Origin of the sequence: Actinomadura sp. B10D3 (genome assembly GCF_039871695.1) — a bacterium.
GTDB classification, from domain to species: Bacteria; Actinomycetota; Actinomycetes; order Streptosporangiales; family Streptosporangiaceae; genus Spirillospora; species Spirillospora madurae.
Map to the genome: position 1 here is coordinate 70,338 of NZ_JBDPLY010000006.1, position 17,005 is coordinate 87,342.

Below are 17,005 nucleotides of genomic sequence, written 5' to 3' on the forward strand. Positions count from 1 at the left end.
GGCGATTACCCGACGGGTAATGCTCAGAGGCGGTCGAGCTGCGACACGTCGCGGGCGGCGCCCGTGGACGCGGACGTCGCCATCGCGGCGTAGGCCCGCAGGGCGGCGCTGATCGGGCGGTGCCGGTCGCGCGGGCGGTAGCCGCCGAGGTCGGCGAGGAGCTTCTCGCGCCGGATCTCCAGCTCGTCGGACGGGACGTCCAGCTCCAGCACCCGGTTCGGGATGTCGATCACGACGCGGTCGCCGTCCTCGACGAGGGCGATGATGCCGCCGCCCGCGGCCTCGGGGGAGGCGTGCCCGATGGACAGCCCGGACGTGCCGCCGGAGAACCGGCCGTCGGTGATGAGGGCGCACGCCTTGCCGAGCCCGCGGCCCTTGAGGAAGCTCGTCGGGTACAGCATCTCCTGCATGCCGGGGCCGCCCTTCGGGCCCTCGTAGCGGATCACCACCACGTCGCCGGCCGTGATTTTGCCGCCGAGGATGCCCTCGACGGCCTGCTCCTGCGACTCGAAGACGACGGCGGGGCCGGTGAAGGTCCAGAGCTCCTCCTCGACGCCGGCGGTCTTGACGATCGCGCCGTCGGGCGCGATGTTGCCGCGCAGGACGGCCAGGCCGCCGTCGGCGGTGTAGGCGTGCTCGGCGGAGCGGATGCAGCCGTTCTCGCGGTCGAGGTCGAGCGACTCCCAGCGGGCGCTCTGCGAGAAGGCGGAGGTGCTGCGGACGCCGCCGGGCGCGGCGTGGAACAGTTCGACGGCCTCCGGCAGCACGCCGGGGGAGCGGACGTCCCACTTGGCGACGAACTCGTCCAGCGACGCCGAGTGGATCGAGTGGGCGGAGCTGTTCAGCAGCCCGGCCCGGTTCAGCTCGCCGAGGAGGGCGGGGATGCCGCCGGCGCGGTGGCAGTCCTCGACGTGGTACTTGCCGGTGGCCGGGGCCAGCTTGCAGATGCACGGGACGCGGCGCGACACCGCGTCGATGTCGGTGAGCCCGAAGTCGACGCCGGCCTCCGTCGCGGCGGCGAGCAGGTGAAGGATCGTGTTGGTCGAGCCGCCCATCGCGACGTCGAGGACCATCGCGTTCTCGAACGCGTCGCGGGTGGCGATGCTCAGCGGCAGGACCGACTCGTCGTCGCCCTCGTAGTAGCGGCGGGCGACGTCCACGACGGCGCGTCCGGCGTTCTCGTAGAGGCCGCGGCGGGCGGTGTGGGTGGCGAGGACGGTGCCGTTGCCGGGCAGCGCCAGCCCGATCGCCTCGGTGAGGCAGTTCATCGAGTTGGCGGTGAACATGCCGGAGCAGGACCCGCAGGTCGGGCAGGCGCTCTCCTCCATCTCCAGCAGCGTGTCCTCGGACGTGGAGGCGTCGGCGGAGGCGATGATCGGGTCGATCAGGTCGAGCTTGTTGCCGCCCATGACGCCCTCGACGGGCTTGCCGGCCTCCATCGGGCCGCCGGAGACGAACACGGTCGGGATGTTCAGCCGCAGCGCGGCCAGCAGCATCCCCGGCGTGATCTTGTCGCAGTTGGAGACGCAGACCAGGGCGTCGGCGCAGTGCGCGTTGACCATGTACTCGATCGCGTCGGCGATGACCTCGCGGGACGGCAGCGAGTACAGCATGCCGTCGTGGCCCATCGCGATGCCGTCGTCCACGGCGATGGTGTTGAACTCGCGGGGCACGCCGCCCGCCTCGCGGACCGCGCCGGCGACGACCTTGCCGACCTCGTCCAGGTGGACGTGGCCGGGCACGAACTGGGTGAAGCTGTTGGCCACCGCGACGATCGGCTTGCCGAAGTCCTCGCGTTCGACGCCGCTGGCCCGCATGAGCGCGCGGGCGCCCGCCATGTTCCTGCCATGGGTGACGGTGCGTGACCTGAGCGGTGGCATTGTGACCTCTCCAACGTGTGACGTGCCGGGACGACGGGCCGCGCATGGTTCGGCGTGGCGGTACGGGTCGCCTGGGAAAGCGTGCTCGCAGCGGCGGGTCGCGGCGCTGCCGCCGGCTCAGCGGAGGTCGCGCGCGGGCCGGCCCGCCCCCGATGCTACCAACCGGCCGACGGCGTGAAAAAAGCCGGGACGACGGTGTCCCGGCCTGATCGTGCGGTGGGCGGCCCGGAAGGCAGGCCGCCCGCTCACTCACTCGGGGTACTTCGGCGGCAGGGCCTGCTCGGCGGCCTGGAAGATCCGCTGGACGTCGCCGTCGGTGAGGATCTTCGGGCGGCGGCGCAGGTACGAGCGCGCCCGGTTGCCCGCGTAGACGTCCACCTCCCGGACCCGCATGACCTTCCACGGGATCGACGGGCCGTAGATCGCCACGGACGGCTGGACGGGCACGTCGAACCCGACCCGCTCGCCGAGGATGCTGCTGGCCTGCTGGGCCTCCCAGCGCGCCTCGTCCAGGCGGTCCTTCTTGTTGAAGGGGCCGTGGAAGAGCTTGAGGTGGGACATGGTGCGCACGGGGAGGCGCTTGTCCCACTTCTCCGAGTCGATGGCGTAGACGCCGCTCGGCCCGATCACCAGGTGGTCGATCCGCCCGTCGCTGACGCCCTCGTCGTCCCGCGGGACGGCCCGTGCATGCAGCACGAGGTAGCCGTTGCGCTGCAGCGACTTCAGCTGCCGCTCGGTGCGCCGTTCGGCGGCCGAGGACTTCTGCCAGGCGGTGACGGAGGAGCTCTTGCGGGACTGCCGGACGACGTCGCCGATGACCACGAGGACCGCGACGGTGAGACCGAGCCGCCAGCCGACCACGAGCACGACCGCGAGGCCGGCGACGACGGCCACGCCGATCCGCCACATCCACCGGCGCATCCGGGGATCGTCGAGCATCGCCGCGGCGGTGCGCTCCTCGGGTCGCTCCTTCACCGGAGCCTGCTGATGGTGCTCACGCCTCTCCTCCGAGCGCGTCTCCTCGGTGCCGGCCTCGGGCCGTGCTCTGGCTGCTCCCTGCATGTTGCCCCGCTCCATGATCGCCATTAGTGACGCTCCGTATTCCTCTCCCATCGGGGGCATGATCCTCCGTGCGCAGAGTAATCACCGATCGGGTCGTCGCCTAGTCATGGGGGGTTCATAGTTTTGTCGCCCCGGGACGGTGATTCACTTACGGCGCGGACGGGTAGGCCGGTATTCTTCGCCTTTCTTTGCTGTTGTCCTGTCTGCCCTCTTTGATGCCCACGCACACGGCGTCTAGCGTTCCGGTTCGTGACACAAACCCATGACCTCAGCGCCACCCGGATGGCGACCGCCGTGCGCACGAGGGAAGTATCTCCGGTCGAGCTCGCCGACCACTATCTGGCCCGCATCGAACGGCTCAACGAGCAGGTCGGCGCCTATGTGACGGTCACCGCCGAACGCGCCCGCGAGGAGGCGCGCCGCGCTGAGAAGGCGGTGACGGACGCCGCAGACCCCGCGGACCTGCCGCCGCTGCACGGCGTCCCGGTGCCGATCAAGGACCTCAACATGGTGAACGGCGTCCGGATCACGTTCGGCTCGGCCGTCTACGCCGACCTGACCGGCTTCGCGGACGACAACGTGGTGGCCAAGCTGGCGGACGCGGGGACGGTGCTGCTCGGCAAGACCACGACGCCGGAGTTCGGGCTGCCCTGCTACACCGAGGGGGACGTGTCGCCCCCGGCCCGGACGCCGTGGGACACCTCCCGGTCGGCGGGCGGCTCCAGCGGCGGCGCCGCGGCGGCGGTCGCGTCCGGGCTGGCGCCGGTCGCGCAGGGCAGCGACGGCGGCGGCTCGATCCGGATCCCGAGCAGCGCCTGCGGGCTCTTCGGGATCAAGCCGACCCGCGGCCGGATCTCGCAGGGGCCGGTCATCCCGGACCTGTTCGGGCTGTCCACCAACGGGCCGATCACCCGGACCGTCCGCGACGCCGCCCTCATGCTGGACGTGATGTCGGGCCACATGCCCGGCGACCTGTTCCGGGCGCCGGAACCGGACGCTCCGTTCCTGTCCTACGCCGACCGGGCGCCCGGCCGGCTGCGCATCGCGCGGAGCCTCCAGCCGCCGGTGCCGGACGTCGAGGTGCACCCGGACTGCGTCGCCGCCTACGAGGACGCGTCCGCGCTGCTGGAGGAGCTGGGTCACGAGATCGTCGACCTGCCGCAGGTGCTCGGCTCGGACCTCGTCCCCCACTTCGCGACGCTGTGGGGCGCGATGGCGACGATGACGCCCGTCCCGGAGGAGAGCGAGCACCTGCTCCAGCCGCTGACCCGCCACCTGCGCGCGTACGGCGACAGGACGCCGGCGCCGAAGCTGTTCCAGGCGCACGCCGCGCTCCAGGGCGCGCTGCGCGCCGCGTTCCCGGTGATGGACGAGTTCGACGCGATCCTGCATCCGACGCTGGCCATGCCGCCCGTCCCGATCGGGTACTTCCACGATCTGGACCCCGCGGAGAACTTCCGGCGCCAGACGCACTTCACGCCGTTCTGCGCGATCTACAACATCTCGGGGCAGCCGGCGGTGAACGTCCCGCTGCACTGGAACGACGAGGGCCTGCCCATCGGGGTCATGCTCGCCGGGCGGCTCGGCGGGGAGGGCACCCTGATCTCGCTGTCCGCCCAGCTGGAGGAGGCCCGCCCCTGGATCGAACGCAAGCCCGCGATCTGGACGGCGTGAGCCCGCCCGCACCGGGCATGGTGCAGGCGTGGCCGACGACGAACTGAGCAGGCTGGCCGGCAGGCACGGGGTGGCGACCCGGTACGAGGACTGGCGCGGGCGCGACACGGCGGTGGCGCCGGACACGCTCGTCGCCGTCCTCGCGGCGCTCGGGGTGGACGCCTCCACGTCCGCCGCCGTCCGGGCCGAGCTGGAGCGGCACCGGGAGCGGTCGCGCGGGCTGCCGCCGAACCTCCTCGTCCACCACGCGGCGGGAGAGACGGCCGGCCGCGTCCGCGCGGCGCTCCGGCGGCATCTGGAGTCCGGCGAGGACGCCGAGGCGGAGATCAAGACCGGTGTGGACGAGGTCCTCGCGCCGCCGCACGATTCCGGGGAGCGGCCGTTCGAGCCGCTGCCGGGAAGCGGGGACGTCCCGCTCGGCTGGCACCACCTGCGCGTCCGGCACGGGTCGACGTGGCTGTCCACGATGCTGCTGGTCGCCCCGGACTCGCTGCGCCCCCCTCCCCGGGAGTGGGGATTCACGGCGCAGCTGTACTCCGTCCGCTCCAGCGCGTCGTGGGGGCTCGGCGACCTGCGCGACCTGGTGGACCTCGCGACGTGGAGCGGCCGGGAGCTCGGCGCGGGTTTCGTGCTGGTCAACCCGTTGCACGCGACGGAACCCGTCCCGCCGGTGGGGCCGTCCCCGTATTCGCCGATGAGCCGCCGCTTCCCCTCGCCGCTCTATCTGCGGATCGAGGACATGCCGGAGTACGCGCTGCTGCCCGCCGAGGACCGGGAGCGGTTCGGGGCCCTCGCGGCCAAGCTGCGCGCCCAGGAGGGCCTGCTGGACCGGGAGGCGGTGTGGGCGGCCAAGCTGGAGGCCTTCGAGGCGATGTACCGCGTCCGGCAGGAGCGCGACCCGGGTTTCGAGGAGTTCCGCCGGCGAGAACGCGACGCCCTCGGCCCGTTCTCCACGTGGTGCGCCATCAGCGAGGAACAGGGCACCACGGACTGGCGGCGCTGGCCGTCCCGCCTGCACGACGCCCGCGACCGCGGCGTCCTGGAGGCCCGCGAGTACGACCGCCGCGCCGCCTTCCACGCATGGCTCCAGTGGCGGCTGGACGGGCAGCTCGCGGACGCGCAGCGGGCCGCCCGCGACGCCGGGATGGCGGTCGGGATCGTCCACGACCTCGCGGTCGGGGTGCCGCACGGCAGCGCCGACACCTGGATGTACGGCGGCCTGTGCGCGCCCGGGATCAGCGTCGGCGCGCCCCCGGACGAGTTCAACCAGCGCGGCCAGGACTGGGGCCAGCAGCCGTGGCGGCCCGGCGCGCTCGCCGGCGGCGGGTACCGGCCGTTCCGCGAGATGGCGGCGGCGGCGCTCCGGCACGCCGGCGGGATACGCCTCGACCACGCCATGCAGGTGTCGCGGCTGTGGTGGGTCCCCGAGGGCGCGTCGCCCGCAGAGGGGACCTACGTCCGCTACGACCGCGAGGCCCTGCTCGGCTGCCTGGCGTGGGAGGCCGAGCGGTTCGGCGCCGTGGTCGTCGGGGAGGACCTCGGCACCGTCGAACCCGGGCTGCGGGAGGAGCTCGCGGACCGCGGCGTCCTCGGCACGTCCCTGCTCTGGTTCGAGCGCGACGCCGGCGGACGGCCCAAGCCGCCCGGCCAGTGGCGCGAGCTGTCCCTGGCGACCGTCGGAACCCACGACATGCCGCCGATCACCGGCTTCGTGCACGGCGACCACATCGCGCTCCGCGACCGCCTCGGCCTGCTCACCCGCTCCCGGGCCGAGGAGGAGGACGACCACCGCCGCCAGCTCGACGACTGGCTGGCGGTCCTGCATGCGCAGGGCCTGCTCGGCAGCGCGCCCGCCGACGTCATGCGGGCCCTGGCGGACGGCTCCACCGCGTACGACGAGGAGATCGTCACGGCCCTGCACGACTTCCTGACCCGCACCCCGGCCCGCCTCATCGGCGTCTCCCTGGCCGACGCCGTCGGCGAACGGCGGACCCAGAACCAGCCCGGCACCACCGACGAGTACCCCAACTGGCGGGTCCCCCTTGCCGATCAGGACGGCGTGCCCGTCCTCCTCGACGACCTCCGGACGGGAAAGGCGCTGAGGCTCTTCAGGAGAGCGTCGACATGATGCGCTTCGTGACGTCGTGGAGCAGCGTGTCGGGGTGCAGCTCGGCCGCGGCGATCGCCGAGAACAGCGCGGGCAGCCCCGGCAGCGGGTAGGAGTCGTCGGTGCCCGCCAGCGCCGCCTTGCCCAGGGGGTGGCGGGACAGGGACGTGCGGGCGCGGCTCCATGCCGCCTGGACCTCCTCCGGGGACGGGACGCCGAAACCGTGGCCGACCGGCGCGGCATGACGCAGCTTCACCAGAGGGCTGTCGGCGAAGTCGGCGGCGAGCTTGCAGCGGCCGGTGAGGTCGGCCCGGACGAGGTCGTCCAGGCGCGTCACGACCGTGCAGGGCGTGCGGCACCGGGCGGCGCAGTCACCGAGGGCGGAGGACACCTGGCTGTGCTGCCGGTCGAGATACGCGCGCCAGCCGGGCCCCGGCTCCTTGGCGACCCGCAGGGTGCGCTCGCAGGCGGAGCGCTCCGGCCGGGTGTGGTCGCACATGCGCGGCGTCCCGGGCTCGATCGGGACGCCGAAGCGGCTGCCGTCCCCGCCCACGGCCGCGCCGATCAGCGCGGGGTCGCCCGCGTGGCCGAGCACCGGCTCCCACGCCAGCATCGGCAGGTACTCGCCGGCGATGTGGACGGCGGCGACGAGCGCGGCCATGTCGCGGCGCCGCCAGCGGATCTCGATGACCTCCAGCAGGAGGCGGTAGGCGGGGCGGAGGCTGGCGAGGGCGCCGCGCGGCCGCTCCCGCGGCGCCTGCGGCATGCGGCTCGCGCGGGCCCGGTCGAGCAGGTCCGGCGACACCTCGCCGGCCTCCTCGGGCATGCCGAAGTCCTCGGCGTCCAGGTCGAGGACGCGCTGCCCGAACGCGCAGAGCGCCGCGACCGCGGTGGAGCGGCCGTCCGCGGCCAGGGTGCCCTGCGTGATCAGCGCCTCCAGGTCGCCGAACGCGTAGCGCCGTGCCAGAGCCGCCAGAACGTCCTGAGCCGTCTCCAAGCCGCCTCCCCGTGACCGTCGTCCCCCGTGGCCTTGCAACTTTCGCACGGTCACGGGGGACGGGAACAGGGGCAGCCGGACACAGGGTCAGGCGGACACAGGATCAGGCGGACGCCGCGTCCTTGGCGCGGGCGCGCAGGGCGCGGGCCACGCCGTCACGGCCCTCCGACAGCAGCCGGGTGAGCGCCGCGGGCGGCTGCTCGTCGGCGATGTAGGACTCCGTGCGGTCGATCGTGGACTGCTCGATCACCAGGAAGGGGTAGGCGGCCTCGGCGAACGTCTGGGACATGTCGCTGGACCACTCCTTCCACACCCGGCCGACCTCGGCGAAGTACCGGTCCACGTAGGGGACCAGCAGGTCGGCCTGGTCGGGCTCCACGAAGCCGCCGAGCGTCGCCCGGTAGACGGCGTTCGGCAGGTCTCCGGCGACGATCCGCTCCCACGCGGCGGCCTTCGCCTCGGCGGTCGGGATCGCGGCCTTGCAGGCGGCGGCGTGCCGCTCCCCGGCGGCGGTCCTGTCCCGCTCCAGCTCGGCGTCGATCTCGGACTCGCCCGCCTTGCCGGTGACGACGAGGCGGCGCAGCAGCGCCCAGCGCAGGTCGGTGTCGACCGTCAGGCCGTCGAGGACCTGCGCGCCGTCCAGCAGGTCCCGGACGAACGCCAGGTGCTCGTCCGTGACGGCGGACGCGGTGAACGCCTGCGTGTAGGCGAGCTGGAGGTCGGAGCCGGGCTCGGCCTCGCGGGCGAGGTCCCAGAGGGTGTCGGCGAGCAGCGCCAGGCCCTCGGCGCGCCACTCCGGCGCCGCGTACTGCTGGACGGCCGTGCGCGCCTGCCGCAGCAGCGTCTGCGTGACCGAGATGTCGGTGACGCCGCGGATGCCCTTCGCGACGAGCCGGACGTAGTCGCGGGTCGCCATCTCGGCGTCGCGGGTCATGTCCCATGCCGACGACCAGCACAGAGCGCGCGGCAGGCTCTCCTTCACGTCGCCGATGCCCGCCTGCTCTTTCAGGGGGGCCGGCCCCCCTGTACCCCCCGGAACCGCAATGAGCGTCTTCAAGGACTGCTCATCCAGCCTGATCTTCGCGTACGTCAGGTCGTCGTCGTTGACGAGCACGAGGTCGGGCCGCTTCTTGCCGACGAGCTGCGCCACCTCGGTGCGGGGCCCGACGACGTCCAGCTCGACCCGGTCGCGCCGGACGATGCCTTCCGCGGTCCTGTCGTACAGCCCGATCGCTAGCCGGTGCGACCGCACGGTCGGGTAGTCGGCCTTGGCCTCCTGCAGAACGGCGAAGGACGTGAAGTTGCCGTCGGCGTCCACCTCGTACTCGGGACGCATCGTGTTGACGCCCGCGGTCTCCAGCCACTCCTTCGACCACGACGCCAGGTCGCGGCCGGACGTCTCCTCCAGCGCGCCCAGCAGGTCGGTGAGGACGGTGTTGCCCCACGCGTGCCGGTCGAAGTAGCGCCGGACGCCCTCCAGGAAGTTGTCGAGGCCGACATAGGCCACGAGCTGCTTCAGGACGGACGCGCCCTTGGCGTAGGTGATCCCGTCGAAGTTCACCTCCACCGCGCGGATGTCGGGGATGTCCGCCGAGATCGGGTGGGTGGACGGCAGCTGGTCCTGCCGGTACGCCCACGCCTTCTCCAGGTTCGCGAACGTCGTCCACGCGCCCTTCCACTTGGTGGCCTCGGCCATGCACAGGACGCTCATGTACGTGGCGAACGACTCGTTCAGCCACAGGTCGTCCCACCAGCGCATGGTGACCAGGTCGCCGAACCACATGTGCGCCATCTCGTGCAGGATCGTCTCGGCGCGCCGCTCGTAGGCCGCGTCGGTGACCCGGGACCGGAAGACGTAGTCCTCCAGGAACGTCACACAGCCCGCGTTCTCCATCGCCCCGGCGTTGAACTCGGGGACGAACAGCTGGTCGTACTTGCCGAACGGGTAGGGACGGCCGAACACCTTCTCGAAGTAGGCGAACCCCTGGCGCGTCACGTCCACGATCGCGGGGGCGTCGAGGTGCTCGGCCAGCGACGCCCGGCAGTACACGCCGAGCGGGATCACGGTGCCGTCGTCGCGGCGGTACTCGTCCCGGACGACGTGGTACGGCCCCGCGACGAGCGCCGTGATGTAGGTGGAGACCTGCGGCGTCGGCAGGAAGTGCCACCGCCCGCCCTCGGCGGTCTCCGGAGCCTCGTTCGTGATCACCTGCCAGTCCTCCGGCGCCTTCACCGCCAGCTCGAAGGTGGCCTTCAGGTCGGGCTGGTCGAAGCAGGTGTACATGCGGTGCGCGTCGGCCGTCTCGAACTGCGAGTACAGGTAGACGCTCTCGTCCACGGGGTCGACGAACCGGTGCAGGCCCTCGCCCGACCGCGAGTACTCGCAGTCGGCCACGACCCGGAGCTCGTTGTCCGCGGCCAGGTCCGGCAGCGGGATCCGGCCCTTCCCGGCGTCGTAGGACGCCGGGTCCAGGGCCGTGCCGTTCAGCGTCACCTCCCGCACGACGGCACCGTGCAGATCGATGAACGTGGACGCGCCGGGCTCGGCGCTCCCGAACCGGACCACGGTCGTGGACCCGAACCGCTCCGCGCCCGTGGTGAGGTCCAGGTCGACCGTGTACGACTCGACGGTGAGCAGCCGGGCCCGTTCCCGCGCCTCGTCGCGCGTGAGGTTGCCTGCCACATGAACTCCTTGGTCGGTTCAATCGCTTGCCGCCCCCATGTCTACCAACCGGACGCCGATCCGGTGGCTCCGCCACGGTGCCCGGCATGGTGCCGGCGGCCGGGAATCGGAAGGGGCGCGCCCCGGTTGTCGCTTCACGTACCCCCGTTTCGCTGTAGGAGGCGACATTGGCCGAGAACGCCCCCACCCCCGTGGACTTCTGGTTCGACCCCCTGTGCCCCTGGGCGTGGATCACCTCCCGCTGGATTCTGGAAGTGGAGCGGCAGCGCCCGATCGAGGTCCGCTGGCACGTGATGAGCCTGTCCGTCCTCAACGAGGACAAGGACATCCCGGACTCCTACCGGACGATGCTGGCCGACGCGTGGGGCCCGGTCCGCGTGTGCATCGCCGCCGAGCAGAAGTACGGCCCGGAGGTGCTCGGACGGCTCTACACCGAGCTCGGCACCCGCCGCCACAACGACAAGCGGAAGTTCGACCGCGCGTTGATCGAAGAGGCCCTGACGGCGGCCGGCCTTGACCCGGCGCTCGCGGACGCCGCCGACTCCACCGACTACGACGAGGCCCTGCGCGCCTCCCACAAGGACGGCATCGACCGCGTCGGCCAGGAGGTCGGCACCCCGGTCATCGAGGTCGAGGGGCACGCCTTCTTCGGCCCGGTCGTCACCCCGATCCCGCGCGGCGAGGCGGCCGTCAAGCTCTTCGACGGCGTGATGGCCGTCGCTTCCACCGACGGATTCTTCGAGCTGAAGCGAACGCGCACCAGGGACCCGATCTTCGACTGAGCGGAGCCAGGGAGCAGGCGGGCAGCAGGTATCGCACCGGTCAGGTAGTTGCGACTTAGTTGCAACTACGAGTCGTACGCCCCAAACTGGTCCTGCAGCCACGAAGAGGTAGGACGGTGAGGGACGTGCACGTACCGGACGGATTCATCGACGCGCCGGTGTCGGTCGCGGCCGGTGCGGTCGCGGTGGCCGGCGTCGGGGTGGCGCTGCGCGGGGCGCGGCGGGAGCTGGACGACCGGACCGCGCCCCTCGCCGGGCTGACCGCCGCGTTCGTGTTCGCGGCCCAGATGATCAATTTCCCGGTCGCGTCCGGGACGAGCGGCCACCTGCTCGGCGGGACGCTCGCCGCGATCCTCGTCGGGCCGTACACGGGCGTCCTGTGCGTGTCGGTCGTCCTGTTGATGCAGGCCCTCCTGTTCGCGGACGGGGGCCTGACCGCGCTGGGCGTCAACATCACGACGATGGCGCTCGTCACGGTCGCCGTCGGGTACGGGTTGTTCCGGCTCCTGCTGCGGGTGCTGCCCAAGACGCGCACGTCCGTCTCGGTGGCGTCGTTCACCGCCGCGGTCGTCTCGGTGCCCGCCGCCGCCGTCGCCTTCACGCTGATCTACGCGGCCGGCGGGACGGCGGACGTCTCCCTCGGCAAGGTCGCCACCGCGATGATCGGCGTCCATGTGCTCATCGGGATCGGCGAGGCGCTGATCACCGCCGTGACCGTGTCCAGCGTGCTCGCCGTCCGGCCGGACCTCGTCCACGGCGCCCGCGGGCTGATGAAGCCCCTGGAGCTGCGGACCGCCGGGGACCGGACCGCCGAGCCCAAGCCCTCCCGGGCCTGAGAGGGGACCGCGATGACCACCAAGCGCTTCTTCGCCGGCTTCCTGCTCGTCTCGCTCGTCCTGGCCGGGGTCGTCAGCTACTACGCCAGCGCCGCCCCCGACGGCCTGGAGAAGGTCGCCGAGGACAAGGGCATCAGCGCCAAGGAGAAGGACCACACGTTCAAGGACTCCCCGCTCGGCGACTACGGGGTCAAGGGCGTCGACGACGCCCGGCTGTCCGGCGGGCTGTCCGGCCTGGTCGGCGTCGGCGCCGTCCTGCTGGTCGGCGGCGGCCTGTTCTGGGCCGTCCGGCGCAGGGGGCCCGCGGACGCGCAGGCGGCGCCGGAGCGGGACGAGCAGGTGCCGTCCGAGACGTCCCAGAAGGGCTGATGGGCGCGGGCCACGCGCACCGGCTGTACGTGCCGGGCGCCTCTCCGGTGCACCGGCTGCCGCCGCAGTGCAAGCTGGTCGCCGTGCTCGCCTTCGTGCTGCTGGTCGTCGCCACGCCGCGCGAGCGCATGTGGGCGTTCGGCGTGTACGCGCTGCTCCTCGCGGCCGTGGCGGCGGCCGCCCGCATCCCGCTCGGGACGGTCGCCCGCCGCATCGTGATCGAGGTGCCGTTCGTCGCGTTCGCGTTCCTCATGCCGTTCGTCGCGAACGGCGAGAAGATCACCGTGCTGGGGCTGCGGCTGAGCGAGAGCGGGCTCTGGGGCGCCTGGAACATCCTCGCGAAGGGCACCCTCGGCGTCGTCGCGTCGATCCTGCTGGCCGCGACCACCGAGCCTCGGCTGCTGCTCCTCGGCATCGAGCGGCTCCGGATGCCGCAGCTCATCACGCAGATCGCCACGTTCATGCTGCGGTACGGCGACGTCGTCACGGCCGAGCTCGGACGGATGAGGGTGGCGCGGGCGTCCCGCGGCTTCGAGGCGCGCGACCTCCGGGCGACGGGCGTGCTCGCGAAATCGGTGGGGGCGCTGTTCCTGCGTTCCTACGAGCGGGGCGAGCGCGTCCACCTGGCCATGATGAGCCGCGGCTACGACGGCCGCATGCCCGTCACGCACGACGTCGCCGCCACGGCCGCGCAGTGGGCGGCGGCGGCCGTACTGCCCGCGGCCGCCGCCCTCGTCGTCGTGGCCGCTTGGACGGCCCCATGACTCCGTCACTGGAGGTCCGGGGCCTCGCGTACGCCTACCCCGACGGCACGCAGGCCCTCTACGGCGTCGACCTGACGATCGGGCGCGGCGAGCGGGTCGCGCTGCTCGGGCCGAACGGCGCCGGGAAGACCACGCTCGTCCTGCATCTGAACGGCATCCTGCACGGCGGGCTGGGCGAGGTGAAGGTCGGCGGCCTCTCGGTGGACCCGAAGGACAGGAAGGCGCTGCGGGAGATCCGGCGCCGCGTCGGCATCGTCTTCCAGGATCCCGACGACCAGCTGTTCATGCCGACCGTGCGGGAGGACGTGGCGTTCGGGCCCGCCAACCTCGGCCTGCGCGGCGCCGAGCTGGACCGCCGGGTGCGGGACGCGCTCGGCCGGGTCGGCATGCTGGACGTCGCCGACCGGCCGCCGCAGCACCTCAGCTTCGGGCAGCGCCGCCGCGTCGCCGTCGCGACCGTCCTGGCGATGGAGCCCGAGATCCTCGTGCTGGACGAGCCGTCCTCCAACCTTGACCCGGCCAGCCGCCGGGAGCTGGCCGAGATCTTGCTGTCCCTGGACGTGACCGTCCTGATGGTCACCCACGACCTCCCGTACGCCGCCGAGCTGTGCCCGCGGTCGGTGATCCTCTCCGGCGGCGTCATCGCGGCCGACCGCTCCACCCGCGAGCTGCTGACGGATGCCGCGCTGCTAGCCGAGCACCGACTGGAGCTTCCGTTCGGCTTCGATCCCGCAGCGGCACTTGCCGGGGGGCGTGGGAGCTCGTCCCCCCACTGAAGGTGGGCTGCCGTTTCCTGAGCCGCCGTCTTCCGGGTCGCGTGTCCGGCCGTTCCGCTTGCCTCGCCGTCCGCGCTCCGCAAGACTCGGTGCTCTGACACTGGTAACGGTTTTCATATCTCCACTTTGGGGGCATTCGTGAAGGTTGCGTTCGTCGGCAAGGGCGGCAGCGGCAAGACCACCCTGTCGTCGCTGTTCGTCCGGCACCTCGCCGGCCGCGGGCTGCCGGTCGTGGCCATCGACGCCGACATCAACCAGCATCTCGGCGTCGCGCTCGGCCTGGACGAGGCGCGCGCCGCCAAGATCCCCGCCCTGGGCGACCGGCTCACCGAGATCAAGGACTACCTGCGCGGCACCAACCCCCGGATCTCCGGCGTGTCCGCGATGGTCAAGACCACCCCGCCCGGTCGCGGCTCGCGGCTGCTGCGGTTCCGCGGCGAGGACCCCGTCCACGAGGCGGGGCAGGAGGTCGACGGCGTCACGCTGCTCGCCACCGGCCCGTTCAACGACGACGACCTCGGCGTGGCCTGCTACCACTCCAAGACCGGCGCGGTCGAGCTCTACCTCAACCATCTCGTCGACGGGCCCGGTGAGTACGTCGTCGTCGACATGACCGCGGGGGCGGACACGTTCGCCTCCGGGCTGTTCACCCGGTTCGACCTGATGTTCCTGGTCGCCGAGCCCACCCGCAAGGGCGTCGGCGTGTACCGCCAGTACACCGAGTACGCCCGCGACTACGACGTCGCCATCCGCGTCGTCGGCAACAAGGTCCAGTCCGAGGACGATGTCGCCTACCTGCGCGAGCACGTCGGCGACGACCTGCTGACCTGGCTCGGCCAGTCCGCCGCCGTGCGGGCGCTGGAGCAGGGGCGGTACGGCGTCGCGCTGGAGGACGGCAACGCCGCCGCCCTCGACCGCATGCGCGCCGAGGTCGACGCGTGCGTCAAGGACTGGGACGGGTTCCAGCGGCAGGCCGTCGAGTTCCACGTCAAGAACGCCCGGAGCTGGGCGAGCCGGGCCGCGGGGGAGGACCTCGAAGCGCAGGTCGATCCGGACTTCCGCTTCCCCGCCGCGGCGGACGCCGCATACTCCGGGTAGTCCGGGGCCTACCGGCGGAGACGAATGGGCACTACTCTGCCCGCCATGACGATGCGGCGGATGCTCGCGATGACGGGCGGCGCGTTGGTTCCCCTTGCCGTCCTCGCTCTTCTCGTGGGCAACCAGTGGGTGCTCGACGCCATCGCGAAGAGCGGCTTCGACTTCGGCGACGGCATCGGGCCGCTCGTCTCCTGGCTGTTCACCCTCGCCTGGCGGTTCACGCCGCGTCCCGCGGCGGACTGGCGCTCGGTGGTGACGGAGGACTTCTCCCTGCTGGTCCTGTTCGCCGTGCTGGTGGTGCTGGTGGCGGTCGGGGTCCGGCTCGCCGACCCCGAGCGCGGCCCGGCCGGCGCCGTCATCACCGGCTGGTGGGCGACGGTCGTCGCGGCCGGCGTGTCGGGCCTGGTGTCCGGGCCGCTGACCTACTGGGCGCTCGAGTTCCCCAGCGGATCGATGGGCAGGGTGGTCTTCGCACAGATCAGCCAGGGCGCATCCTTCGGGCTCGCGTTCGGGTGGCTCGCCGGCCTCGGTGCGCTGGGCGGGCTCTTCCTCGACCGCCGGCGCGGAACCGGCCCGCGGCCCTCGGGCGTCCAGCAGCCCTACGGTCCGCCGCAGCCGTACGTGGTGCAGCCGGGCATGCCCATGCAGCAGCCCTACCCCCAGCAGGCGCCCCCTCAGCAGGCGCCACCGCAGCAGATGCAGCAGCATCCGTCGGCCGTCCCGTACGTCCCCCCGCAGGGGCAGCCGCCGCAGCCCGGCTGGGGCGCCGCGCCCGTCCCGCAGCAACCGGGCCAGCCGGGAGGGCAGTTCGGCACGCCCCCCGTCCCGCAGCAGCCGTCGGCGCCTCCCCAGGAGCAGGCGCCGCCCGTCTCGCCGCCCGCCCCGCCCGCCTCGCCCGCGGAGCCGGAGGAAGCCCCGCAGGACGCGCCGAAGGGCGGCGGTGAGGACGCCCCCGAGGAGGCCGGGGACGACACGCCGAAGGACGACCCGAAGGACGAGCCCGCCGACGGCGGCACGGACGAGGGGGGCCAGGACGACGGGGACGACGACCTCGACCTCGCCGACCGGACGGTGATCGACCGCAGGCGCGACGACACCTGACCCCCGCGCGGCGCACGCTTCCCGGGCCTGCGAGAATCGGGCCCATGCGCGTGTTTCTTGGATCCGACCATGCCGGCTACGAGCTGAAGGAGCACCTGGTCTCCTGGCTGAAGGAGCACGGGCACGAGGCCGTCGACTGCGGGGCGTTCGAGTACGACGCCGCCGACGACTACCCGCCCTTCGTCCTGCGGGCGGCCGAGCGGACGGTGGCGGAGCCGGGCACGCTCGGTGTCGTGATCGGCGGGTCCGGGAACGGCGAGGCGATCGCGGCGAACAAGGTCCGGGGCGTCCGCGCCGCCCTGGTCTGGAGCGAGGACACCGCGACGCTCGCCCGTGAGCACAACGACGCGAACGTCATCGCGCTGGGCGCGCGCCAGCACGATCTGGACACCGCGGCCCGGTTCCTGGAGCTGTTCGTCGAGACGGCCTACTCCAAGGAGCCGCGCCACACGCGCCGCATCCAGATGCTGAGCGAGTACGAGGAGACCGGCGAGCCGCCCCCGCTGCCGCACGAGGGCTGACCGGCGCCGCCGGGCGCTACAGCCCGTTCTCCGGAGGCTTGTGGGGGCCGCGCTTGCCGAGGCGGCGCCGCTCGTTCTTGGCGGCCTTGGTCCGCTTCGCCGGCTCGCCGGACCCCCCGGGTCTCGGACGCGCCGCCGCCGGATCGGCGGGCGGCGCCTCACCGTCGGGCCGCGGGCGCGAGATGTCCCGGGCCCGCATCGCCGCGTCCACCGTGATCCTCATGCCCGGCTGGACCATGCCGCCACTCCTCTCCCGGGGAGATCATCCACCCCGGAGGCATCCCTACCCGGATATCGTGTAGCGGGACCGTCGCGAAGGGTGACCGGTGCGCTCGGATACTGACCGGGCGGGGGC

15 protein-coding genes are annotated in these 17,005 nt (G+C 72.7%); 10 read left to right on the forward strand and 5 right to left on the reverse strand.

Going from position 1 to position 17,005, the window contains the following annotated elements; translation table 11 throughout:
* Nucleotides 1–23 precede the first annotated feature (23 nt).
* Together ilvD and ABGB11_RS12605 are read right to left on the reverse strand one after the other, a co-directional pair.
* The gene (gene ilvD, locus ABGB11_RS12600; protein ID WP_347632099.1) at nucleotides 24–1,880 is read right to left on the reverse strand and encodes a dihydroxy-acid dehydratase; all 1,857 of its coding nucleotides are present in this window, start codon (nucleotides 1,878–1,880) and stop codon (nucleotides 24–26) included.
* Between the two features lie 249 nt (nucleotides 1,881–2,129).
* The gene (locus ABGB11_RS12605; protein WP_347632100.1) at nucleotides 2,130–2,993 is read right to left on the reverse strand and encodes a nuclease-related domain-containing protein; all 864 of its coding nucleotides are present in this window, start codon (nucleotides 2,991–2,993) and stop codon (nucleotides 2,130–2,132) included.
* Nucleotides 2,994–3,191: 198 nt separating this feature from the next.
* On the opposite strand from ABGB11_RS12605, the gene ABGB11_RS12610 reads away from it, so the two are divergent.
* Nucleotides 3,192–4,616 (forward strand): amidase, encoded by a 1,425-nt coding sequence (locus ABGB11_RS12610; RefSeq protein WP_347632102.1) that lies wholly within the window; start codon nucleotides 3,192–3,194, stop codon nucleotides 4,614–4,616.
* A gap of 28 nt (nucleotides 4,617–4,644) precedes the next feature.
* Nucleotides 4,645–6,744, forward strand: a complete 2,100-nt coding sequence (gene malQ / locus ABGB11_RS12615; RefSeq protein ID WP_347632104.1) for a 4-alpha-glucanotransferase — start codon at nucleotides 4,645–4,647, stop codon at nucleotides 6,742–6,744.
* On the opposite strand, the gene ABGB11_RS12620 is transcribed toward malQ, so the two are convergent.
* Entirely contained in the window at nucleotides 6,725–7,720 is a 996-nt protein-coding gene (locus tag ABGB11_RS12620; RefSeq protein ID WP_347632106.1) for a hypothetical protein, read from the reverse strand. The genes malQ and ABGB11_RS12620 overlap by 20 nt on opposite strands.
* Nucleotides 7,721–7,823: 103 nt before the next feature.
* Nucleotides 7,824–10,403, reverse strand: a complete 2,580-nt coding sequence (pepN, locus tag ABGB11_RS12625) for an aminopeptidase N (RefSeq protein ID WP_347632108.1) — start codon at nucleotides 10,401–10,403, stop codon at nucleotides 7,824–7,826.
* Between the two features lie 167 nt (nucleotides 10,404–10,570).
* Between pepN and ABGB11_RS12630 the strand changes: the two genes are divergently transcribed.
* The 8 genes from ABGB11_RS12630 (at nucleotide 10,571) to ABGB11_RS12665 (ending at nucleotide 16,650) form a co-directional block, all read left to right on the forward strand.
* Entirely contained in the window at nucleotides 10,571–11,185 is a 615-nt protein-coding gene (locus ABGB11_RS12630) for a DsbA family protein (protein WP_347632110.1), read from the forward strand.
* 125 nt (nucleotides 11,186–11,310) lie between these two features.
* Nucleotides 11,311–12,021, forward strand: coding sequence for an energy-coupling factor ABC transporter permease (locus tag ABGB11_RS12635; RefSeq protein ID WP_347632112.1), 711 nt, complete (start codon nucleotides 11,311–11,313; stop codon nucleotides 12,019–12,021).
* 12 nt (nucleotides 12,022–12,033) lie between these two features.
* A complete protein-coding gene (locus tag ABGB11_RS12640; protein ID WP_347632114.1) occupies nucleotides 12,034–12,390 on the forward strand; it encodes a PDGLE domain-containing protein in 357 nt (118 codons plus the stop codon).
* Nucleotides 12,390–13,154 carry a cobalt ECF transporter T component CbiQ gene (gene cbiQ, locus ABGB11_RS12645; protein ID WP_347632116.1) on the forward strand — a complete coding sequence of 255 codons (765 nt, stop codon included), beginning with the start codon at nucleotides 12,390–12,392 and terminating at the stop codon, nucleotides 13,152–13,154. The genes ABGB11_RS12640 and cbiQ overlap by 1 nt, the downstream gene beginning before the upstream one ends.
* Nucleotides 13,151–13,930 carry an ABC transporter ATP-binding protein gene (locus ABGB11_RS12650; RefSeq protein ID WP_347632118.1) on the forward strand — a complete coding sequence of 260 codons (780 nt, stop codon included), beginning with the start codon at nucleotides 13,151–13,153 and terminating at the stop codon, nucleotides 13,928–13,930. Before cbiQ ends, ABGB11_RS12650 begins: the two co-directional genes overlap by 4 nt.
* A 138-nt stretch (nucleotides 13,931–14,068) precedes the next feature.
* Complete coding sequence (locus tag ABGB11_RS12655; RefSeq protein ID WP_347632120.1) at nucleotides 14,069–15,028, forward strand: ATP-binding protein; 960 nt, start codon at nucleotides 14,069–14,071, stop codon at nucleotides 15,026–15,028.
* Between the two features lie 45 nt (nucleotides 15,029–15,073).
* Complete coding sequence (locus tag ABGB11_RS12660) at nucleotides 15,074–16,129, forward strand: hypothetical protein (RefSeq protein WP_347632122.1); 1,056 nt, start codon at nucleotides 15,074–15,076, stop codon at nucleotides 16,127–16,129.
* 44 nt (nucleotides 16,130–16,173) lie between these two features.
* On the forward strand, nucleotides 16,174–16,650 hold the full coding sequence (locus ABGB11_RS12665) for a ribose-5-phosphate isomerase (RefSeq protein WP_347632123.1): 477 nt from the start codon (nucleotides 16,174–16,176) through the stop codon (nucleotides 16,648–16,650).
* A gap of 16 nt (nucleotides 16,651–16,666) precedes the next feature.
* Here ABGB11_RS12665 and ABGB11_RS12670 read toward each other — a convergent pair whose 3' ends face one another.
* Nucleotides 16,667–16,888, reverse strand: a complete 222-nt coding sequence (locus ABGB11_RS12670; RefSeq protein WP_347632125.1) for a hypothetical protein — start codon at nucleotides 16,886–16,888, stop codon at nucleotides 16,667–16,669.
* Between the last annotated feature and the right edge of the window lie 117 nt (nucleotides 16,889–17,005).